The following is a 23,139-nucleotide window of genomic DNA, read 5'->3' as shown; positions in this document are numbered from 1 at the left end:
AGTCCTTGTATTACTATACATTTTCTTTGTTACAGTTTCTTCATTTATGCGCACTGTGTTTGAACCACGCATATATGCGTACCGTATTTTAACAACGCATATATGCGCAGTTTGAAAATTTTATATGCGTGATTTGAATTTTTGATCACGCATATTTTTTTAGTCAAAAATGATATGCGCATAATTTTTCATACTTTTTCTAGTCCTTAAGTACTTTTAGCCCTTAAATACTTTATTAAATAAATCATTCCATACCTTGAACCCTACACTACAGCCTTTAAATTCTGTAGTTCAGTCATAAAAATTATTAGTTTTATATTAAAAGTCTGAGTTTTGAATTAATCAATCATTTTAAGAATAGAACTAATGGACATCAGAAAACTATACAACCTAGGCTTATTATTTATTTTATTAACTATCCTGATTGGATGCAGCGAGCAAAAAGAAATCAAATCACGAAAGCAACAATGGCTCGATGATATTGCTTATTTTGAAAATGTTTACTTGCAGGAATCCAACACTTTCCCTAAAGACTCTTTAGATAAATGCCAAAGCATATTAGATCAATTAAAACAGCAAGTTGACTCCTTAGATGATAATGAATTGATATTAAAATTTTCCAGATGTGTTACCATGGCCAACAATGGCCACACCGTAATTCCTCTTCATTTTATGGCTAAAGTACCTCTGAGGTTCTATAAGTTTTCAGATGGAATGCATATCGTAAAGACGGACAGTGCATCAACTCCTTATTTGGGCGCAAAAGTTCTAAAAATCAATGACCTAACTATTGAAGATGTTGAAGAAAAATTGAAGCCCTACCTTTCTGGAATAGACAGATGGAGAAGCTATAAAGCCTCTAATTATTTATGCAGTCCTGAAATACTAAATGGCATTGGCTTATCTGAAAAAAATAGTATGACACTTACCTTATTAAAAGATAAAGACACCCTGAAAGCCACTTTCACAACTAAAGAAATGAAGAAAAAGTATTATGAAAATTGGTCTGATCTTTATCCTGATCCTGCTGATAGTGGTTGGCATTATGCATTGAATCCCAACATCCAGAAACCTCTTTATTTAGATAAAATGCAAGAGGGTGTATTTTATAAATTTATTGACTCTACTAAATCAGCTTATTTTAGTATTAATGGTTATTGGAATCAATCAGATGACTTTGAAGATAAGATTGAAGACTTTTTAGAAGTACTAGAAACAAAAACTGATTATAATGTAATCATGGATTTAAGATACTTCACAGGTGGTAACTACATCATCCCAGTAGACTTGGCTACTGAACCTCCAAAAATTATTGATTCTAACAAAAAAATATATCTAATTACAAGTAATAAGACCTTTTCCGCAGGACTAGTTACGGCTGCTCAAATTAAATACTATGCAGAAGAAAAAATTGTGATAGTGGGTGAAGAAGTGGGCGATAATTTAAAATTCTGGGCTGAAAATGATTCTTATCAATTACCCAATTCAGGTATAAACATTTATGATTCTGATGCAGAACATGATTGGAAGGATAATGAATTTACCTTTGGCAAATCATTCTGGGTTAATTATTTCTATGGAGTTCCTGCAAAAAGCTTAGCTGTAAATAAAGAAATCAAATTAAGTTTTATTGAATACATGCAGGGAGACGACCCCATTTTAAATTGGATCCTTAATCAGCCTAGTTAAAAACTATATTGACAAAGAATTTAGGATATTGAATCATAAGATAATTTTACCAACTGGCTCAAAGACATACTTGAGCCAGTTTAAATTTGAATTTCTTATAGTTAATTCTAGATCATCAGTCCAAACTCAAAACTACCTTCGCATTTCTTACCTTCTCTTTTTCTGAATATTGTAATTCAGGATGAACCCCTTCACCACTTACCGTAAACATGCTTTCAGGTACACCCTTATCTAATAAATAGGTTTTGATCGCCTCCGCCCGTTTTGGCGTTAAATCATTATGGTAAATGGTCACAATTTCTTCCCTGCTTTCTTGCATAATGGATGAACTATCAACTTCAATATTGGTGGTGTCACTCATTAAAGTGCTATCCATTTCCGGCTGTTCTATTTTAACCATTATTGTATCAAAGCGAGTTTCGGGCAAACTATCCACATATTGCTCCGATTCACTTACACTTTTTTGATATACTGAAATATTAAATTGAAAATCACGATTTTGCTTCATAAGCGTAATCAGCCTGGCCAACTCTTCCTCAGCTCCTGCATCAAAGTCTTCTGAAAACTCTTCAAAGCTAATTCCAATCGGGTATTGTTCTCCAGCTTTCAGAATAGGCAATTTGATATCTTTAACTACCTTTTTAGAGCTGCTTAAGTCTTCAAGATCTAAGAATTCACTATAGTATCCATAGCCTGATTCTTTGGTTTCAATATAAAAATCAACTTTATGACCTTCTGGTAAATAGATGCCAAAAGTCTTTTCCTCAGCAGGATCAAGTATTAGCCTTGCCAATTCATCTCCTGTCTCAAGATCGGTGGCTCTTACCAGAGCCTTATCTGGCAAATTAGTTACTGTTCCTTCCAAATAATACACTTTAGCCGGTTGAAACTCTTCTGGCACTTTCACCATAATCAAATCATATCCACGCTCATCTTTCTGATGAGTATAGGCCACATTACCCAAAGCCGTAACGCCCATATAGCGATCGTGAGCTTCGGTATTGATAAAGTCCATGGGTACTGGCTTGCTCCAGCTATCATTTTCTTTACGACTCATATAAAAGTCATAATCACCACTGCTGTTCAAAGCAGCAAAATAAAGTGTTTTATTATCGGGTAAAATAACAGGATTCACAAAAGAGGATGAGGCCAAGTCCAACTCAATTTCCTGTGGTTCTTTCCAATAGTTATTACCCAAATACTCTGAAGCAAAAATTCTACAATTCCCACCTTCAGGGTCTAAGGTTTCACACCTACTGAAGTACATTGTTTTATCATCAGCCGATAAGGTAGGATCCATTTCCAATAATGTAGAATTAAGCGGTTTTCCAGGATTAACGGGGGTAGACCAGCCATTGCCTTCTTTAGTCTGAAATAGAATATCATAACCTCCAATTTTAGGGCCTTTTTTCGAAGAATAGAAAAGTTGCTCGCCATCATACGATATATTATATGACCCAAAAGGCACCAAATCTTCATTCAGAATATTCACCTCTTTGGGGCTAGTCCAATTATTACCTACAGCAGAGCTAATTACTAATTCAGGTTCACCTGAGTCTGTATAATCTGATAGAAAAATGAGAGTTCGACCATCTGCCGTCAACTTTGGTGCGTATTCATTATAATTCCAGGTAGAAATATTAGGTGGAAGCTTACGTTTCTGAGCAAAGGCAAGATTAGCACAAGCCAATAAAAGTATCGCGATTAGTATCTTTTGCATGACATCCTGATTTTAATTTGAATATACAGAAAAACTTATCAAGATTAGAAATGCTTTTGTGAGTTGTTTTAGGTTAATCTTATTTACAGATCAAAAATCATGGGTTGAATAGCCACCTAATTAGATTAGGACTATTATGCGAAACATTGAAGATATTTTAAAGAAATCACTTGGTAGAAAGTAAGATGAGCTGTAAGATTGACTTAATAAGTGTTTGTAGAAAGAGTATAAATCGCTAAGTTGAAAATCAGTATTTATTAAATTGAATTCAAACTAAAAATATGAAAACTAAAATAAGCGGACTACTCATCATTATCAGCATTGTCATAACATCATGCAATACAACTAACCAACAAGCGAAAACTGATTTATTAACTTCCACTAACTGGCTTGAGGAAACCAAAACAGTGAAAGATGGAGAATCAAAGTGGCAGGAATACCACAGCTTCCATAAAGACGGTCAATATTCTTTAAAAGCAAATGAAATGACAGTAACAGGAGAGTGGAACTGGACAGATGATAATGAAATTTACTTACAGTTTAAAAACATTGAGATTGAGGGCTCCGAAAACAATTTAGAAGACCAACAGAATTACTACATCAAAATTTTAGAAGTATCTGAAAACAAATTAAAGACTCTAGAAAGGTTTGAAGGTGATGATTGGGATTCTGGATTCGCTAAAGAAAGAAATTTTAAAGCTATTTAATTTTAAATAGTCTAAAGGGAATATATGAAAATATTAAAATCTTTAATACTCCTTGTTTTAATACTAAATGGATGTTCTTTTGGTGAAAGAGAATTAATATTCGGTACAGCAATTAATTATTTTCATAAAGATTTTATTTCTCATTTTCCAAAGACCGTTCCGATTGAATTTTCTTTAAATGTAATCAGTCAAAACACTACAAATTCACACCCTCATGTTTGGCTGAAATATTATAAATCAGAAAATGAATTAGATTTACTGAAAGACAGCATTGAAAACGTAGCTGTGGCAAAATACCAAACTAGTGACTCTTGCCTATTGGTAATTGATAAACATTTAAATAAATCAAATTGGTATAAAATTGACAAGTCAAAAAGAATCCCTAAGAAGATAGATTATAATGATAAGCCTTGTCATCATAATAAATATCCAGTTCCGAACTTCTATTCAACTGATTGGTCCGAAACAAATAGCAACCCAACTCGACTCAAGGGGTACGATTTATACGTATTAGAAGCAAAACCAGGGATATATATGGATTCAACAAAATTACCTAATGGTTTATACACCCCTAAAGATTGGAAACATGGTTACTCAAAAGGTATTGCAATAAATGATGAAACAAGCGCCATTATCTTCTGGGCTGATATTTGGTGAAATAACTGACTTAATAAAACATCAAATCACCCCTCAATCATCCTTTTACTTTTGATATTGCTCATGATCATATCCGCATGCACACGGCTGTTTTCTATGAACCATTTATTGGTTTCCATTCCACCACAGATTACTCCAGCTAAATAGATGCCTTCCACGTTGGTTTCCATACTTTTGGGATCGTAAACCGGGGCATAAGGCGCTTCTTTATTCTTTTTAACTCCCATTTCGCTTAAGAAAGAATAATTCGGTTCATAGCCCGTCATGGCTAAAACGAAATCATTTTCAATGGTCACATTTCCCTCTGGAGTTTTGATATCAATTTCATCCTCTCTTATTTCAGTAATTTCACTTTGGAAATATGCCTTTATACTGCCCTCCTTAATGCGGTTTTCAATATCAGGTTTCACCCAATACTTTACAGTTTTACGAATTTCTTCTTCCCGAATCACCATGGTCACTTCCTTCGCCCCTTTTCGATAACACTCTAATGCAGCATCAACCGCTGAGTTAGCCGCGCCCACTATTGCTAATTTCATATCAAAATAAGGATGCGCTTCTTTATAATAATGAGAAACTTTAGGCAAATCTTCTCCAGGTATTCCTAAATGATGGGGTAAATCGTAAAAACCAGTGGCTACAATTAGGTTTTCTGCTTCAATAGTGAATTTCTTGGTTTCCACCTTGAAAGTATCAGCTACCTTTTCAACTGATTTCACTTCATTATATAATGATGTATTCAATTGATGTGAACTCGCCACCCTACGATAATACTCTAATGCTTCCATTCGGGTGGGCTTTGGATTATGTGAAATAAAAGGTACACCTCCAATTTCAAGTTTATCAGAAGTACTGAAAAATGTCATGGCATAGGGATAGTTGTAAAGTGAATTTACCAATGTCCCTTTGTCTACTATTAAATATGATAAACCTTCTGATTCTGCTTTGATTCCGCACGCTAATCCAATTGGCCCTGCACCAATAATTAATACATCTACTTTTTGCATCTTAAATAATATCTTAAGTTGTATTATACCCTTAATTAATACGATAAGGATCCTGAAAGTTTTGGAAATTCGAGCTTTTATGAAAAAACTCTCAAGTGTAAACAGGTGAAAAAACAAAAACCTGTCAGGTTTTTCTTAGTAAATGAATACAAGAATTTAATAATTAGGAAGTGTAATTAAATTCTTAAACCTGACAGGTTTAGCATGATGTAGAATAATCACTCTTAATCAATCCATTCGAAGCCAGTATACTTTTGAAGTACTTCAGGAACTTTAATCCCTTTTTCTGTTTGGTTATTCTCCAGAATAGCGGCTAAAATTCTAGGGAAAGCTAAAGCACTACCATTTAAAGTATGTAATAAATGCTTTTTCTTATCAGCATCCTTATATCTTAATTTTAATCTGTTCGACTGATAATTTTCGAAATTAGAAACCGAACTAACTTCTAACCATTTTTCTTGAGCAGCTGACCAAACTTCCATATCGTAAGTAAGTGCCGAAGTAAATCCTAAATCACCTCCACACAATCTTAAAACTCGATACGGTAGTTCTAATTTCTTGAGTAAGCTTTGAATATACTCGCTCATCTCTTCCAGTGCTTGATATGATTTATCCGGGTGTTGCACCTGAACAATCTCTACCTTATCAAACTGATGCAATCTATTTAAACCTCTTACATGAGCTCCCCAAGAACCTGCTTCTTTTCTAAAGCAAGGAGTATAAGCCGTTAGTTTAATCGGTAAATCTTCTTCATTGATAATTTCATCTCTGAATATATTCGTAACCGGAACCTCCGCAGTAGGAATTAAATATAGATCAGTATCTTCAATATGATACATTTGCCCTTCCTTATCCGGTAATTGCCCCGTGCCAATACCTGACGCTTCATTTACTACAACTGGTGGTTGTATTTCCTTAAAGCCTTGTTTTTCGGCTTCATCAAGGAAGAAGTTTAATAAAGCTCGTTGCATTCTAGCACCTTTTCCTTTGTAAACTGGGAATCCTGCGCCAGTGATTTTTATTCCTAAATCAAAATCGATGATATCATAATCCTTAATTAAATCCCAATGAGGCTTTTTTCCAGCATAAAGATCAGGCTTCTCACCATGTTCCAATAAAATCTCATTATCATCTTCTCCCTTTCCTTTCACCACTGATGGATGTGGCACATTTGGAAGCTGATATAATTTAGTGGTTAATTCCTGCTCTACAGTTTGCGCATCTTCCTGAAGGCTTTTGCTCTTTTGCTTCAACTCAGCAGTTTTCGCCTTCACTTCTTCTGCCTCTTCTTTCTTCCCTTCTTTCATTAAAAGACCAATGCTTTTTGAAATCTGATTTGATTCAGCTAAAACAGCATCTAATTCTTGCTGAATTGATTTTCTTTTATCGTCTAATGCAATTACCTCATCAATAAGAGTTTCAGCATTATCAATATTTCTTTTAAGCAAGCCTTTTATAGCATTGGCTTTATTTTCACGCAAATTTGCTACTTGTAACATCTTCAAAAATTTTTGGCAAAATAAGCTATTTTTAATGGTATTATAAATAGAAAGACCGCTTTAATGGCAAAAACTAGTTTATATTTCTCAATTTGCTTGACAATTAGAAATGCTTAGCATATCATTGTAGTATCTAAAAACAAAACGGGACTAAGTTCATAAGTCTCGATCAAAATTTTCCAAAACATTATATCAAATTTATCATACCAAGAAATCAGGTTCTCAAAGCCTGAACAAGTAAAAATCCCTTTATGTATAATATTGAAGAATTAAACTTAAAGCTACTTTCTGAACTTAAAGAAATAGCCGAGAAACTGGGAGTTGCTCAGTACAAGAAATTGCCAAAGAAAGAATTAATTTACAAAATTTTGGATCAACAAGCACTTTTACCTGAAAGTGAATTGCCAAAAAAAGAAGAAAAGAAAGCAGAAGCTAAGACGGAATCTAAAGCTGCTCCAGCTGTAAAAAAAGAAGCCAAACCAAGGGCAACAAAATCAGAAGCTAAGGCGGAAGAAAAACCTGAAGCTAAAACTGAGAAAAAAGCCGAAGAAAAGCCTGTGGCTGACAAATCTGAAGCTGAAGAAAAGCCAGAACGTAAACCTAGAACTGCTACTAAAGAAAAAAGCCCTCGCCCTGAAAGAAGCGAACGTTCTAGTGATAAAAACGACAGACCAAGCAGACCGGAAAAAGGCGGAAGAAATGACAGAAACGATCGTAATGATCGAAACGACAGAAATGACAACCGTTCTAAAAAAGCCGACATTAAGGATTTTGATGGCATTATAGAAAATGAAGGGGTATTAGAAATGATGCAAGATGGCTATGGCTTCTTAAGATCATCAGACTATAATTACCTTGCCAGCCCAGACGATATTTATGTGTCACCATCTCAAATTAAGTTATTTGGTTTAAAAACGGGTGATACTGTAAAAGGTCAAATCAGACCTCCAAAAGAAGGAGAAAAATACTTCGCCTTACTAAGAGTTTCTTCTGTAAACGGTAAAACCACTGAAGAAATTAGAGATAGGGTTCCTTTTGAATACCTAACTCCACTTTTCCCTGAAGAGAAATTCAACTTAAGTACTAAGCCTAACAAATATTCTACTCGTATCCTTGACCTATTTGCACCAATTGGTAAAGGTCAAAGAGGTATGATTGTAGCACAACCAAAAACAGGTAAAACTGAATTACTAAAAGAGGTTGCAAATGCAATGGCAGAAAACCACCCTGAAGCTTACTTATTAATTTTATTAATTGATGAGCGTCCGGAAGAGGTTACTGACATGGCGCGTTCTGTAAAAGCAGAAGTTGTAAGTTCAACTTTTGATGAGCAAGCTGATCGCCATGTAAAGGTTGCCAGCATGGTATTGGAAAAAGCAAAGAGAATGGTGGAATGCGGTCATGATGTGGTGATCTTATTAGATTCTATCACGCGTTTAGCTAGAGCTTATAATACTGTTGTTCCATCATCAGGTAAAATATTATCCGGTGGTGTGGATGCGAATGCTTTACACAAACCAAAAAGATTCTTTGGTGCTGCTCGTAACTTAGAAAATGGTGGTTCATTAACCATTTTAGCAACAGCATTAATTGAAACAGGTTCCAAAATGGATGAGGTGATCTTTGAAGAATTCAAAGGTACTGGTAATATGGAATTAGTATTAGATAGAAAATTAGCGAACAAACGAATTTATCCTGCTATTGATGTTCCTGCTTCTGGTACAAGAAGAGAAGATCTATTGATGAGCAAAGAAGAATTGCAAAGAGTATGGATATTACGTAAATTCATGGCAGACATGAACTCAGGTGAAGCAATGGAACTTTTATTAACGAAAATGAAAGGTACTGTTGATAATAATGAGTTCTTGATTTCCATGAATGGATAAGATAGCAAAGAAAATAATAAACTTACCTAAGCGGCTTCTTGTTGAGGAGCCGCTTAATTTATATTCCGGCCTTCGTGGAATGTTCCACGGAAGTTCAAAAATTGCCGGTTTACCCCCCGGAAGTGCTGTATATACAGGAACTAGGAAAGACACCCCATTCAACATTGACCTGTTCACCTACAACGAAAAACATCTCGAAGAAAGAACAAACCTTAGCCTTGAAGAGGCTATCAATATGCCTAAAGATGGAAATTTTCATTGGTTGAATATTGAAGGTCTACATCATGTAGATAATGTAAGGTCTATTTGTGAAGCTTTAGGAATCCATCCACTAACCATGGAAGATATTTTATCTGTAGGACAAAGACCGCAGATTGATGATACCGAAAATTATCTTTTCATTGCCTTGAAAATGCTCCAGTTCGATGAGGAGAAAAACAAAACTATCAATGAGCAAGTCAGCTTTGTTCTAACCGATAATCTGTTAATTACTTTTCAAGAAAGAAAAGGAGATACTTTTGAAGCAGTTCGTAATAGACTGAGGGCAGGTAAAGGTAGAATCAGAAAAGAAGGTCTTGACTATTTGCTATATGCGCTCGTAGATACAGTCGTTGACCATTATTTTATAGTACTAGAGAAATTCGGAGATATACTGGAAGAAATTGAAGAACGCATCATGTTTTCAGGTCAAAAGAAAGATTTTGATTTGCTCTACACCTTGAAGCGTGAACTTATCCATATTAGGCGGTCTGTTTGGCCTCTTCGTGAGGTTATCAGCAAACTTGAAAGAGATGAAATAAAACTAATTCGTAAGCAAACACGCTTTTATATTCGTGATGTTTATGATCATACCATTCAAGCAATTGATTCTGTAGAAACCTATCGAGATTTTATCTCGAGTTTGGGTGATTTATACCAATCCGTGATTAGTAATAAACTAAATCAGGTAATGAAAACCCTCACAATATTTTCTGTTATTTTCATACCCATGACTTTTATTGCGGGTGTTTATGGAATCAATTTTGAAAATGTTCCAGAATTTGGATGGGAATACGGTTATGCTTATTTCTGGTCACTAATTACTGGAATTGCTATCCTTACCTTAGCTGTTTTCAAATTCAAAAAATGGATTTAATATCCTAATCGCTTCAATTATATAACGTATTAAAGTATGGAAAAAGGAGTACTTTATTTGATACCGACAGTTATTGCTCCACAGACTGAATCAAAAGCATTACCGCCTGATTTAATAAAGCTTTGTAGTCAATTAGATTATTATTTAGTGGAGAATATCCGTACTGCCAGAAGGTGTTTAAGTGCCATGAATATTGACAAAGCTATTCAGGAAATCACTTTTCACGAGCTTAGCAAGAATACGGAATGTGTTGATATTCCTAAATTAATGGCGCCTATACTCGAAGGGAAATCAATTGGAATCATGTCAGAAGCAGGTTGCCCAGGAATAGCAGATCCAGGTGCAAGAGCAGTAGCCTATGCGCATGAAAACGATATAAGGGTAGAACCTTGGGTTGGCCCATCTTCAATATTTTTAGCTTTAATGGGATCAGGCTTTAGTGGACAATCATTTGCTTTTTCCGGTTATTTACCCATCGAAAAGAAAGCAAAAACACAAGCCATAAGAACGCTTGAGCAAGCCGTTTTCAAAACAGGGCAAACTCAAATATTTATGGAAACACCTTACCGCAATAATCAGTTAATAGCGGATATTACAAAAACTTGTGCCCCGCAACTTAAATTATGTATTGCTAAAAACATTAATGGGGAAGATGAGATGATTATGACGGATACTGTTCAAAACTGGAAAAAGAATAAACCCGAACTACATAAAGTTCCGTGTATCTTTCTTTTTGGTAGGGATTGACAACTTACCGACATTAATCAACAATTAATTAAAATAATTATAAATAGTCTGTTAAATTTGCGGCTCGAAAATTAAAAACATTATGCCTTATTTATTTACCTCCGAATCAGTATCAGAAGGACATCCAGATAAAGTAGCAGATCAAATATCTGATGCCTTATTAGATAATTTCTTAGCTTTTGATCCAGACTCTAAAGTAGCTTGCGAAACATTAGTTACTACTGGCCTAACTGTTTTAAGCGGTGAGGTTAAAAGTAATTCTTATGTTGATGTTCAGCAAGTGGCAAGAAATGTGATCAACAAAATTGGCTATACCAAAGGAGAATATATGTTTGATGGCAATTCTTGTGGTGTGATTTCAACTATACATGAGCAATCACAGGACATTAATCAAGGAGTTGATAGAGGTAATCCTGAAGAACAAGGAGCAGGAGATCAGGGTATGATGTTTGGATATGCCTCCAAAGAAACTGAAAACTATATGCCCCTAGCATTAGATCTTTCTCATAAGATCTTGATGGAATTGGCGAACCTCAGAAGAGAGAATAACGAAATTCAATATTTAAGACCTGATTCAAAATCACAGGTTACGATTGAATATTCTGATGACAATATGCCTCAAAGAATAGATACAATAGTTGTATCTACTCAGCATGATGCTTTTGATCAGGATGATGCTAAAATGCTAGCTAAAATCAAGAGTGATATCATCAATACTTTAATCCCTAGGGTTAAGGCTCAGCTTAAACCAGAATTACAAAAGTTATTTAATGATGACATCAAATATCATATTAATCCAACTGGAAAATTTGTAATAGGAGGACCACATGGTGATGCTGGTCTAACAGGTAGAAAAATCATTGTAGATACTTACGGTGGAAAAGGGGCTCATGGTGGTGGCGCTTTTTCAGGGAAGGATCCTTCAAAAGTAGATAGGTCAGCTGCCTATGCTACAAGACATATCGCTAAAAATTTGGTGGCTGCCGGAGTTGCAGATGAAATATTAGTTCAGGTTTCATACGCCATTGGTGTAGTAGAACCTATGGGTATTTACATCAGTACTTATGGCAGTGCTAATGTTGATATGACTGATGGTGAAATTGCTAAAAAAGTATCAGAAATTTTCGATATGCGTCCATATGCTATCGAAACCCGATTAAAACTTAGAAACCCAATGTACAGCGAGTCAGCTGCTTATGGCCATATGGGAAGAGAGCCTCGTACAATCCAGAAGACTTTCACCGCAAGCAATGGAGAAGTTTTTTCGAAAGAGGTAGAACTATTTACATGGGAAAAATTAGATTACGTTGACAAAGTAAAAGCAGCTTTTGGCCTGTAAATTTCACAGTTAAAATTTAAAAAGCTTAAGGCTATTAATTTTTACTAAGCGATTAAGATTAAAATTCTTACGAGTTGATAAGCGAAAGCTAAAAATGCTTTGTTATAATTGAATTAAACCTTAGCTTTGCACCCTGAAAGAATAAGAGCAACTTTATTTTATTATAATTATTAAATCATGGCAAATATTGGTAGGATTACCCAAGTGATTGGCCCGGTAGTGGATGTGAGCTTTGAAGCAGAAGGCGCAAAATTACCTAACATCTTTGATGCATTTACAGTAAAGAAATCTGACGGTTCTTCAATCGTATTAGAATGTCAGCAACATTTAGGAGAAGATAGGGTAAGAACCATCGCGATGGATGGTACTGAAGGTTTGACTAGAGGTATGGAAGTTTTAGATACTGAACAACCAATCTCAATGCCAACCGGTGAAGATATCAAAGGTAGATTATTCAATGTAATTGGTGATGCTATTGATGGTATCGATCAACCTGAAGGCAAAACTAAATTACCTATTCACAGGGAAGCACCAAAATTTGAAGATTTATCTACATCATCAGAAGTTTTATATACTGGTATTAAAGTAATTGACTTAATTGAGCCTTACTCAAAAGGGGGTAAAATTGGTTTGTTCGGTGGTGCTGGTGTTGGTAAAACCGTATTGATTCAGGAGTTAATTAACAACATCGCAAAAGGACACGGTGGTTTATCTGTATTTGCTGGTGTGGGTGAAAGAACTCGTGAAGGAAATGATTTATTAAGAGAAATGTTGGAGTCAGGTATTGTAAAATACGGTGATGACTTCATGGAATCTATGGAAGAAGGAAAATGGGATCTTTCTAAAGTAGATAAAAATGCACTAAAAGAATCTAAAGCTACTTTCGTTTTCGGTCAGATGAATGAGCCTCCAGGTGCTCGTGCTAGAGTGGCATTATCTGGTCTTACTCTTGCGGAATACTACCGTGATGGTGATAAAGACAAAAACGAAAGCGGTAAAGATATTCTATTCTTTATTGATAATATATTCCGTTTCACTCAGGCAGGTTCTGAGGTATCAGCCTTGTTAGGTCGTATGCCTTCTGCTGTGGGTTACCAGCCAACTTTGGCTACTGAGATGGGAGCTATGCAGGAAAGAATTACTTCTACAAAGAATGGTTCGATTACTTCAGTTCAGGCCGTTTACGTTCCTGCGGATGATTTAACTGACCCTGCTCCTGCTACTACTTTCTCTCACTTAGATGCTACTACAGTACTTTCTCGTAAAATTGCTGAGTTAGGTATCTATCCTGCTGTGGATCCATTAGATTCAACTTCAAGAATCTTAGAGAGAAGCATCGTAGGTGATGAGCATTATGACTGTGCTCAAAGAGTGAAAGAGATCTTACAGCGCTACAAAGAATTACAAGATATCATCGCCATCTTAGGTATGGATGAGTTATCTGAAGAAGATAGACAAACTGTATATAGAGCAAGAAAAGTTCAAAGATTCTTGTCACAACCTTTCCATGTTGCGGAGCAATTCACAGGATTGAAAGGGGTATTAGTTGATATTAAAGAAACAATCAAAGGCTTCAATATGATTATGGACGGTGAATTAGATCACCTACCAGAAGCAGCTTTCAACTTGAAAGGTACTATTGAAGAGGCTATCGAAGCTGGAGAGAAAATGTTAGCTGAAGCTTAAAATTAAAATTATGCTTTTAGAAATCATTACACCGGAAAAAAATGTGTTTAAAGGAAATGTAGATTCTGCTACTTTTCCGGGAAGCAATGGTTCTTTTCAGGTTTTGAATAATCACGCACCATTAATCAGTTCTTTGGACAAAGGAGATTTAAAATACTCTGATGGAAAGAACGATACAACTATTGTAGTTGAAGGAGGTGTAGTTGAAGTATTAAATAACAACATTACTGTTCTAGCTGAAAAGGTTATTGAAGAATAGTTTAGTTAAATATTTATAAAATGATAAGCCGACTCGTACAATATGAGTCGGCTTTTTTCTTTTCAATAGTATATCATATCTTTTCCTACATTCTAATAAAGAGCATTATTCTCTTAAATTGCATTTAAATATAAAGTATTAATGAAAACATATTTTAGGATACTTGCTTATGCCAAGCCTCTAGGCTGGCTAGCTCCTCAATATTTCATATATGCAGTACTTCAGGCTGCCTTTAGTGTTATCACTTTAGGGATATTAGCTCCAGTTTTAAACGTATTATTCGAGGTTGAAGAGGCAAAAAATATACCTGAAAGCATTCCTGATTTCAGTTTAAGCATTGATTATCTGAAAAATGCTTTCGACTATTACTTTCTTTCCATTATGCAAGAAGACAAATTTGAGGCCTTGCAATTTGTTTGTGTGATCCTGATAATTTGTATTCTATTAGCCAATATTTTCAAATACCTTTTAGCTGTTATATCTGCCATTGTTAGAGCAAATGCAATTTCAAACCTTAGGAACGCTCTATATAACCGGCTAGTTAATATGCACATTGGTTATTATACAGAAGAGCGTAAAGGAAACATCATGTCTAAAGTAATGGCTGATGTGCAGGAAGTAGAACAAACAGTTGTAAATAGCTTAAAGGTTATTATCAAAGAGCCTTTCTTATTGATTGGTTATTTTGTTGCGCTGTTCTTTATATCAGCAAGGCTAACATTGATCTCTATTATAATTTTACCAATTTCAGGCTTTATTATTTCCTACATAGCAATTTCATTAAAAAAGAAAGCCCGAAAAAGTCAGGAATCAATAGGGAAGATCTCTGAAATATTAGAAGAAACATTAAGTGGGATGAGAATCATCAAAGCATTCAATGCTATTACATTCTCAAAAAACAGATTCCAAAAAGAAGTTAAAAATTATGCTCACTATAATGTAAGCATGCAAAAACGTCAATCTCTTGCTGGCCCCATTTCAGAATTTTTAGGAGTATTTGTTGTGGTTGGCGTTTTGCTTATCGGTGGCTCTATGATTTTAGATGGAAATTCAGAATTGAGCGCTAGTAGCTTCATTACATTTATTGCGATTTATTCACAATTACTGGTACCTGCAAAACAAATATCAACTGCTTTTAGCAATGTTCAAAGAGGATTAGCTTCAGCAGAAAGAATATTTGGAATTATTGATTTAGAGCCTGCTATTAAAGATAAGCCTTCAGCGAAGAACTTAACTGAATTTAAAAAAGAGATAAAAATCAATAATGTTTCATTTGCATATGGCGAAGAACCCGTATTGAAGAATATAAATATTACTATTGAAAAAGGTCAAACCATTGCATTGGTTGGTCCTTCAGGTGGTGGTAAATCTACATTAGCTGATTTAATTCCAAGGTTTTACGATCCTAATTCTGGGGAAGTTCAAATTGATGGTCAACCTTTACAAAATTTTACTGTGGAATCCATCAGATCAAAAATGGGAGTTGTAAGTCAGGAATCCATTTTATTTAATGATAGCATCTTTAATAATATTGCTTTCGGGAAACCTGAATGCACACTTGAAGAGGTAATTCAAGCAGCAAAAGTAGCTAATGCCCATGATTTTATCAGTCAAATGGATGGTGGCTACCAGGCCATGATTGGAGAAAGGGGTACAAAACTTTCAGGGGGACAAAGACAAAGAATTAGTATTGCGAGGGCCATATTAAAGAATCCTGACATTTTAATATTGGATGAAGCTACTTCAGCCTTGGATTCTGAATCTGAAAAATTAGTACAAGATGCCTTAACTAATTTAATGAAAAACAGAACCTCAATTGTTATTGCCCATAGGCTTAGTACTATTCAGGAGGCTGACCAGATTTACGTAATGCAAGAAGGTGAGATCATTGAAAAAGGTAAGCACGATGATTTATTAAAGAAGAATGGGGTTTATAAAAAGCTAATTGAAATACAGTCAGTTTCTTAGCCTAGTATCTTTAAAAAAGGCTTTAGCAGATGTATATACTGCTAGTTATTAAATAATTTCTATATTTGTTTATATTCATAAGTAAAACAGACAACACCACTTTTATGAAGACTTTTAAAACTGTACTATTTGTGGCTCTATTAATTTTTCACATTGCCACAGTTGTTATTATTTCAATAGGTAAAAATGATTTGAACTTCCTTTTTGATTTATTCAAACAAATGGATTTGGTACAGTATAGCTCTATCGGTGGCCTTATTTTGTTTTTAATAGTTATTTTCCTTTTCCAGCAACAAGAAAAATCTAAAGCTAAACTGATTGAAAATCATGAAAATGAAATCAATCAAATTAAAGCTAAACTTTATGATAAAAGAGAATCTGAAGTCAAAAGTGCTTCAACTTCTACAACTGAAGATGTTGAAAAAGCAAAAGATAATAAAAAGGAAGACTCAGATTCAGACTCGACCAAAACTGATGATTTAAATTCCCAATCATAATTAATGAATGATTAATCTGATTAAAGACGAATTGAATTCAGCTCAAGAAACGCTGAATAACTTTTTAACCCAAGCTGATCAATTAGCCAATATTGAAGCTGCCGTTGAACTCATTACCAATTCACTTCAGCAAGACGGAAAAGTAATGAGTTGTGGTAATGGAGGTTCTCATTGTGATGCCATGCATTTTGCAGAAGAATTAAGTGGCAAGTTCAGAGAAAACAGACCCGCTATTGCTGCCATGTCATTATCAGACATTAGCCATACCACATGTGTGGGTAATGATTATGGCTTTGAGTTTATATTTAGCAGATCAATTGAGGCCTTAGGAAGAAAAGAAGATATTTTATTAGCCATCAGTACAAGTGGAAATTCAAAAAACATTTTAGAAGCTTGTAAAGCTGCAAAAGCCAAAGGCATGAAAATTATTGGCCTCACAGGTAAAGATGGTGGAAATTTAGCATCTGAATGTGATGTTGAAATTAGAGTTCCGCACCATGGATATGCAGACAGAATACAAGAAATGCATATCAAGATCATCCATATCATGATATTACTAATCGAAAAAAGATTAGGTTATGCTAGCTAAAACTTTTGGAAGTTCTGTATATGGGGTTGATGCAAATATCATCACTATAGAAGTTAATGTAAGCCAAGGCACAAAATTCCATATGGTTGGCTTACCCGATAATGCCATTAAAGAAAGTGAGCATAGAATAGATGCAGCCATTAAATACAGCGGCTATAGAATGCCTCGACAAAAAGTGGTAGTTAATTTAGCGCCCGCTGACGTTAAGAAAGAAGGCTCTGCATACGACTTACCTATTGCCTTAGGAATTTTAAGTGGATCCGAACAAATATTCACTGATAAGCTAGCAGATTTTATGATAATGGGAGAACTAGCTTTAGATGGCACTTTAAGACCCATAAAAGGAGTATTACCCATTGCTATCGAAGCCAGAAAAAATGGGTTTAAAGGCTTTATCCTTCCAAAAGAAAATGCAGCAGAGGCTGCTATTGTAAATAACCTGGATGTTATAGGAGTCGAAAATCTAAAAGAAGCGATAGAAGTATTAGAAGGTAGCTCCAATATTAAGCCCATTGAGATGGACACTCGTGATATTTTCTTTACCAATCTAAATGATTATGAAGCAGATTTTGCTGATGTACAAGGTCAAGAAAATATAAAGCGAGCATTAGAAATTGCTGCAGCTGGTGGTCATAACGTTATCATGGTAGGTCCTCCAGGAGCAGGTAAAACCATGTTAGCTAAGCGATTTCCTTCTATCTTACCTCCGCTTAGTTTAACCGAAGCTTTGGAGACTACTAAAATTCATTCTGTAGCTGGAAGGTTAGGTTCAAACGCTTCACTCATTGCGACAAGACCTTATAGAGCCCCTCACCATACTATTTCTGATGTAGCCTTAGTGGGTGGGGGAGGAATCCCTCAACCAGGAGAAATTTCCCTTGCTAATAATGGGGTGCTTTTTTTAGATGAACTGCCTGAGTTTAAGAGAACGGTTTTGGAAGTGATGCGGCAACCCTTAGAAGAAAGAAGAGTAACTATATCAAGAGCAAAAGTATCAGTCGATTTTCCAGCTAATTTCATGTTGCTTGCGAGCATGAATCCATGTCCTTGCGGTTATTACAATCACCCTGAAAAGGAATGTGTTTGCCCTCCGGGAGCAGTAAAAAGGTACTTGAATAAGGTAAGCGGTCCTTTATTGGATAGAATAGACTTGCATGTAGAAGTGACTCCCGTTTCATTTGACCAGATGACCGAAAACAGGAAAGCAGAAAACAGTGAAACAATCCGAAAACGAGTAATAGCTGCCAGAGAAATACAGAAAAAACGTTTTGAGGGATTAAATGAGGTTCATTCGAATGCTTTAATGCCCTCACAAATAGTGAAAGAAGTATGTGAAATAAATACAGCAGGCAAAGCGTTATTGAAAAATGCGATGGAAAAGTTAGGACTTTCTGCTCGAGCTTATGACAGAATCATGAAAGTTTCCAGAACAATAGCTGATCTGGCAGGAAGTGAAGACATCAAAATTGAACATTTAGCAGAAGCAATTCAATATAGAAGTTTAGATAGAGAAGAATGGGCAGGTTAAAAGTATTAATCATTTTATTATTTATTCATTTTAGCACTAATCTATATTCGCAAGAATTGATTTATGATGTCTTCGTGGAAGAAAAACCTGTAGGAAATTTACTGGTTACTCAAAAAGATCTAGATAGTGGGAAAGTATATTATTCAGCCTTGTTAAACTTAGAATACAAGCTTTTTACACCTACAAAAATGGTTCAACTACGAGAAGCCATTTATCAAAATGACACCTTAATTCAAGCCTATTTTGTAGATAAAAGAAATGATAGCAAAATAGCAGAATCTAAAATTGAGAAACTTCTATCGAAGAATTATTACCACACTTTAATGGATACTACTAAAGGTTGGCATGAAAAACCTATAATAAAAAGTGAGTTAAAGCTTTATTTTAAAAAGCCAAAATCAAGGGATTCAATATTTTCAGAAGCGACTCATAAATATAACAGAATTGCTAAGTTACCTGAAGAAAGTCGGTATATGATGGTGAATGAAGAAGGGGAAAAAACGATAATTAAATATAATAATGAAGGCGAATGCATACAGCATAATTTTTTCATAGGTGCAGTTGAATATAGAATGAAATTACGCAACGGGGAATGACAAAGTAAAAGTAGTTCCTTTATCTAATTCGCTTTCCACCTTTATTTCACCTCCTAAAATCTCAATTTGGCTTTTTACTAAATACAAGCCTAAACCTTTTCCTTCAACGTGGGTATGAAATCTTCTGTACATGCCAAAGATTTTATCCGCATTTTTGCTTAAATCTATTCCTACTCCGTTATCAGAAAATATTAAAAGCTTTTTACCTTCTTCAATTTTAGTCTGAATTAAAACTTCTAATTCTCTATCTTCTGATCTATATTTTATTGCATTCGATAGTAAATTATAAAAAATGCTATCGATATAGGTAGGATTACATTTTATTTCATTAAAATCATGATTATCAAAAATGATTTTACCTTTACTCACTTCAATTGAATTTTTTAAAATTCGCTTAGTCTGATTAAGCGTTTCTGTAAGATTAATAATGCTTTGATTTTGTTCAGCTTCTTTTTTTAATTCTAAAATGGCGTTTAAATCTTTAATTACAGCATCCAGACTATCCCCCTCTTCCTTTATTTTAGATACTATATTAGTCCATTCTGATAAATCAGGATTCGGTGTTATTTCTATTAAGTGCGTTAAGCCTAATAATCTAGCTACTGGTGCTCTCAAATTATGAGCCGTCATAAAGGCGTATTGCTCTAATTTCTGAACATTCTGTGCCAATTCCGTATTAGTATTTCTTAAATCCTCTGTTCTCTTTTCTACTTGAGACTCAAGATCATCAGTATAAAGTTTTAATTTGGCATTTTGTGCTTCAATAATCTGTTGTGCTTCAGTTAACTTTTCATTTTTGGCGTTTAATTCTTCATTTTGTTGCAGAATCTCTTCTTGCTTTTCTTCTAATTCATGAGTTCTAAGAACTACTTTACGTTCTAATTCTTCATTTTGCTCTTGCACCAATTTTTGGCTTTGAGTCATTAAATCTAAAGAATTCAATTGTGCTTCTTTTTTTTCTATTTCAAGCAGTCGATACTTATAGCCTAATGAAATTGAAAGCAATATTACCTCTAATATTGCTCCAAATTCTAAAAAATGAGTTGTTATGAAATTAACCGGTACAATACCAAGATTTCTGAAAGTAATAAGTAAAACCCCAAGCAAATACCCAGTCCAAGCCAGAGTAAAAACACTAGCCACCTTTACCTTCCTTGTCCAAAAGTAAATACCGCTATAGAGCAATCCAAAGCAGTTAATAATCAATGAATAATTTGAAATTCTTAAAGCTACTGAATAATCGATTGTTAAGGATAAAATAATAATTACTATCCCTACTACCACTAAAGCTCGAAAATAATTATGATATTTTTTAAATTGATATTGGGTTTCAAAGAAGGCTGATGCAAATAAATTACTTGAAGAAATCCATAAGCCAATACCAAAAATAACTACATGATTAGCAATCCAGGGAAACGAACTCCATATATACATAAAAGCATGTCCGTTTAATGCTGATAGGGCTAAAAGGTTACCAGTTATAATGCCTACATAGTACAGATAATTTATAGACCGTGCTGAAACTGCTAAAAATAAATTATAAAGCAGCATTACTAACATGATTCCATAAAAGATTCCATATAATAACTCCTCAATAATATCATCAGAATAAAGCATCTGCCTAGAAATGATATTCAAAGGAACTACTAATGATCCCTTATTCTTAATTCTTAAATAAACTATAGAACTATCAGAAGAATTTAAATCTAGTGGAATTATGAAGTTCTTATGATTAATTAAGCGATTATTAAATTCTTGTTGATCACCTAAATAGCCACTTGCTGAAATTCCTCCTTCTTTTTCGATGAAGTATTGAATTGAATCAAAAGTAGGGTATGCGATTTCTAAAACATACGGCACTTCAAAATTAGATGAATGCTTTAGCTCTACCTTCACCCAAAGAGAAATGTCTTTTAAACCATATGTAGGTACTTGACTGTCGCCAGCCTTAAAGAGACTTTGGTATTTTGATGATTTTATATCTTGATAAGTTAAGCTGTTTGTTGGGTCTTCTAAAAACTTAACTCTCTTTCCAATATTTTCATATGATTTACCTGAAAACAATTCAATGAAATCACTTGCCTTACTTTCTTCAAAAAGAAATAAATTAATACATATAAAGAAGTATATATATGTGCTTTTCATTAGGCAAAAAATATATTTTTTAGCTAATCTAAGGATTTTTAGAATTAGCTTGTGAAAATATAGATTAAACACCTTTTTTTGTGGATAAAAAAAATCTCCAAATCACTACAAAAAGCAAATTGGAGATTTCTTTAAAAAATAGATTTTTTTATGATTTACTCTGCTTCGGTCAATGGAATTGGGAATTGACTAAAAACTTGATCACCTTCTCTGTCGATCGGAAGATTGTTTGCATTTAGTCTACCGTATCTTCTTAAATCAACCATAGTATGACCTTCACACCATAATGAGTATTGTCTTTGCGTCAATAATTCATCTGTAACCGCATCAGCAGTTTGAGCTCCACTATATGGATCAAGTCCAGCATAATCTCTAATGATATTTAAGTCAGAAATAGCACCTGTAATATCACCCGTTTGTAATTTAGCCTCTGCAGAAATTAATACTAACTCCTCATTTCTAATAATATCGATAGGAGAAGTAGGGGTTGGATATAAAGCGGTTTCATAATCACCTGTTAATCCATCTTGAGTAGAAGGATTTTCACGAAGACTCATTTTTCGGTCTATTCTCAAATCTCCCTCTTCAGCGTTATCGGTAATTCTATTATGAACCACGATCATATCTCCATTATTACCAGGAATTTTAAATAATCCGTTTAATTGATCCCCTGAAGCATTTGAAAAGCTATGCTTTGGCCCTACAGAAAGATCACCATTTGGATCGAAAAATGAGTCAGATAATAAACCTGCAACCGTACCCCATTGCTCTCTATATATGGCAACTCTTGCAGCCAATGCTCTATTAAATTGAGCAAAAGTAGATGGCGTATTAAATCCTTCAAAACCCGAAGATAATTCGAAAGGGAAAGCTGAACCTGCATTTCCTAATTGAGTAAAACCAGTATTTAATAAACCAGAAATAAATTCTAGAGCTGCTGATTTAGAAACAAATGGACCTAAATTATCAACATTTGAAACATCAACTCGAATTCCATTTTCGTCTAACATATTCAAGACTCTTAATAATTGTAAAGCCTGAATAGTATTTGCAAAACCTCTATAGCCACTTTTTTCAGCCTCAGATACTAATGCTGTATTGTCTAAAGCATCCAATAAGATATTAGTATTCTTTACATTTTGATAGCTATTATTATAAGGGCTAGTTAAATAAAAAGTATTATTATCTAACACAGCTCCATTTTTCCCTAATAAATCCTCAGTATTTCTTGGATCTGCATCAAATAAATAAAGCTCTCTTGCTATTGTACCTGTAGCTGTAACATATAGCGGGTAACCAGAGCGCATCTCAGACTCAATCCCTACTACTAAGTTATTAAGCTCATTAACAGTCGCATCTTGATCATATTGCTGTAAACTTGGATTATTAGGATCAACCTGATCTTCAAATTCACATGAAAGCATACCAAAAGATAAGCCTAATATCAAAATGTATTTTAAGTTATTTATATTAAATTTTTTCATG

Annotated in this window: 19 protein-coding genes; 14 read left to right on the top strand and 5 right to left on the bottom strand. The window is 34.4% G+C overall.

Features of this window, described 5'->3' with window-relative positions:
- Positions 1-366: 366 nt before the first annotated feature.
- Positions 367-1,689, top strand: a complete 1,323-nt coding sequence (locus tag QYS47_RS02695; protein WP_322347635.1) for a S41 family peptidase — start codon at positions 367-369, stop codon at positions 1,687-1,689.
- 115 nt (positions 1,690-1,804) lie between these two features.
- Here the strand turns inward: QYS47_RS02695 and QYS47_RS02690 are convergent, their stop codons facing one another.
- Complete coding sequence (locus QYS47_RS02690; protein ID WP_322347634.1) at positions 1,805-3,409, bottom strand: hypothetical protein; 1,605 nt, start codon at positions 3,407-3,409, stop codon at positions 1,805-1,807.
- Positions 3,410-3,690: 281 nt separating this feature from the next.
- On the opposite strand from QYS47_RS02690, the gene QYS47_RS02685 reads away from it, so the two are divergent.
- Together QYS47_RS02685 and QYS47_RS02680 are read left to right on the top strand one after the other, a co-directional pair.
- Positions 3,691-4,116 (top strand): hypothetical protein, encoded by a 426-nt coding sequence (locus QYS47_RS02685; protein WP_302128062.1) that lies wholly within the window; start codon positions 3,691-3,693, stop codon positions 4,114-4,116.
- 24 nt (positions 4,117-4,140) lie between these two features.
- The gene (locus QYS47_RS02680) at positions 4,141-4,773 is read left to right on the top strand and encodes a hypothetical protein (protein ID WP_302103170.1); all 633 of its coding nucleotides are present in this window, start codon (positions 4,141-4,143) and stop codon (positions 4,771-4,773) included.
- 26 nt (positions 4,774-4,799) lie between these two features.
- Here QYS47_RS02680 and QYS47_RS02675 read toward each other — a convergent pair whose 3' ends face one another.
- Together QYS47_RS02675 and serS are read right to left on the bottom strand one after the other, a co-directional pair.
- On the bottom strand, positions 4,800-5,780 hold the full coding sequence (locus QYS47_RS02675; RefSeq protein WP_322347633.1) for a YpdA family putative bacillithiol disulfide reductase: 981 nt from the start codon (positions 5,778-5,780) through the stop codon (positions 4,800-4,802).
- Positions 5,781-6,004: 224 nt separating this feature from the next.
- The gene (serS, locus tag QYS47_RS02670) at positions 6,005-7,279 is read right to left on the bottom strand and encodes a serine--tRNA ligase (protein ID WP_308357883.1); all 1,275 of its coding nucleotides are present in this window, start codon (positions 7,277-7,279) and stop codon (positions 6,005-6,007) included.
- A 251-nt stretch (positions 7,280-7,530) separates the two neighbouring features.
- Here serS and rho point away from each other — a divergent pair, with 251 nt between their 5' ends.
- The 11 genes from rho (at position 7,531) to QYS47_RS02615 (ending at position 19,509) form a co-directional block, all read left to right on the top strand.
- Complete coding sequence (gene rho / locus QYS47_RS02665; protein WP_322347632.1) at positions 7,531-9,165, top strand: transcription termination factor Rho; 1,635 nt, start codon at positions 7,531-7,533, stop codon at positions 9,163-9,165.
- Positions 9,158-10,300, top strand: a complete 1,143-nt coding sequence (corA, locus tag QYS47_RS02660; protein WP_322347631.1) for a magnesium/cobalt transporter CorA — start codon at positions 9,158-9,160, stop codon at positions 10,298-10,300. The genes rho and corA overlap by 8 nt, the downstream gene beginning before the upstream one ends.
- A 36-nt stretch (positions 10,301-10,336) precedes the next feature.
- Entirely contained in the window at positions 10,337-11,047 is a 711-nt protein-coding gene (locus QYS47_RS02655) for an SAM-dependent methyltransferase (RefSeq protein WP_322347630.1), read from the top strand.
- Positions 11,048-11,129: 82 nt separating this feature from the next.
- Positions 11,130-12,386: a methionine adenosyltransferase gene (gene metK / locus QYS47_RS02650; protein WP_308357886.1), complete on the top strand. Its 1,257-nt coding sequence runs from the start codon at positions 11,130-11,132 to the stop codon at positions 12,384-12,386.
- Positions 12,387-12,563: 177 nt separating this feature from the next.
- Positions 12,564-14,072 carry a F0F1 ATP synthase subunit beta gene (gene atpD, locus QYS47_RS02645; protein ID WP_322347629.1) on the top strand — a complete coding sequence of 503 codons (1,509 nt, stop codon included), beginning with the start codon at positions 12,564-12,566 and terminating at the stop codon, positions 14,070-14,072.
- Between the two features lie 10 nt (positions 14,073-14,082).
- Complete coding sequence (gene atpC, locus QYS47_RS02640) at positions 14,083-14,331, top strand: ATP synthase F1 subunit epsilon (RefSeq protein ID WP_302103165.1); 249 nt, start codon at positions 14,083-14,085, stop codon at positions 14,329-14,331.
- Positions 14,332-14,472: 141 nt separating this feature from the next.
- Complete coding sequence (locus QYS47_RS02635) at positions 14,473-16,299, top strand: ABC transporter ATP-binding protein (RefSeq protein WP_308357887.1); 1,827 nt, start codon at positions 14,473-14,475, stop codon at positions 16,297-16,299.
- Positions 16,300-16,403: 104 nt separating this feature from the next.
- Positions 16,404-16,796 (top strand): hypothetical protein, encoded by a 393-nt coding sequence (locus QYS47_RS02630; RefSeq protein WP_302103164.1) that lies wholly within the window; start codon positions 16,404-16,406, stop codon positions 16,794-16,796.
- Between the two features lie 7 nt (positions 16,797-16,803).
- Positions 16,804-17,385 carry a D-sedoheptulose 7-phosphate isomerase gene (lpcA, locus tag QYS47_RS02625; RefSeq protein WP_302103163.1) on the top strand — a complete coding sequence of 194 codons (582 nt, stop codon included), beginning with the start codon at positions 16,804-16,806 and terminating at the stop codon, positions 17,383-17,385.
- The gene (locus QYS47_RS02620; RefSeq protein WP_322347628.1) at positions 17,375-18,913 is read left to right on the top strand and encodes a YifB family Mg chelatase-like AAA ATPase; all 1,539 of its coding nucleotides are present in this window, start codon (positions 17,375-17,377) and stop codon (positions 18,911-18,913) included. Before lpcA ends, QYS47_RS02620 begins: the two co-directional genes overlap by 11 nt.
- Positions 18,901-19,509 (top strand): DUF6134 family protein, encoded by a 609-nt coding sequence (locus QYS47_RS02615; RefSeq protein ID WP_322347627.1) that lies wholly within the window; start codon positions 18,901-18,903, stop codon positions 19,507-19,509. Before QYS47_RS02620 ends, QYS47_RS02615 begins: the two co-directional genes overlap by 13 nt.
- Here the strand turns inward: QYS47_RS02615 and QYS47_RS02610 are convergent.
- Both QYS47_RS02610 and QYS47_RS02605 read right to left on the bottom strand, forming a co-directional pair.
- Entirely contained in the window at positions 19,492-21,654 is a 2,163-nt protein-coding gene (locus tag QYS47_RS02610; protein ID WP_322347626.1) for a 7TM diverse intracellular signaling domain-containing protein, read from the bottom strand. The two genes, QYS47_RS02615 and QYS47_RS02610, sit on opposite strands and share 18 nt — an antisense overlap.
- Positions 21,655-21,809: 155 nt before the next feature.
- Positions 21,810-23,138, bottom strand: coding sequence for a RagB/SusD family nutrient uptake outer membrane protein (locus QYS47_RS02605; RefSeq protein WP_322347625.1), 1,329 nt, complete (start codon positions 23,136-23,138; stop codon positions 21,810-21,812).
- Position 23,139 lies beyond the last annotated feature (1 nt).

It is taken from the genome of Marivirga arenosa (assembly GCF_030503875.2).
Taxonomy (GTDB): domain Bacteria; phylum Bacteroidota; class Bacteroidia; order Cytophagales; family Cyclobacteriaceae; genus Marivirga; species Marivirga arenosa.
This window is presented reverse-complemented; position numbering and strand designations above follow the sequence as displayed.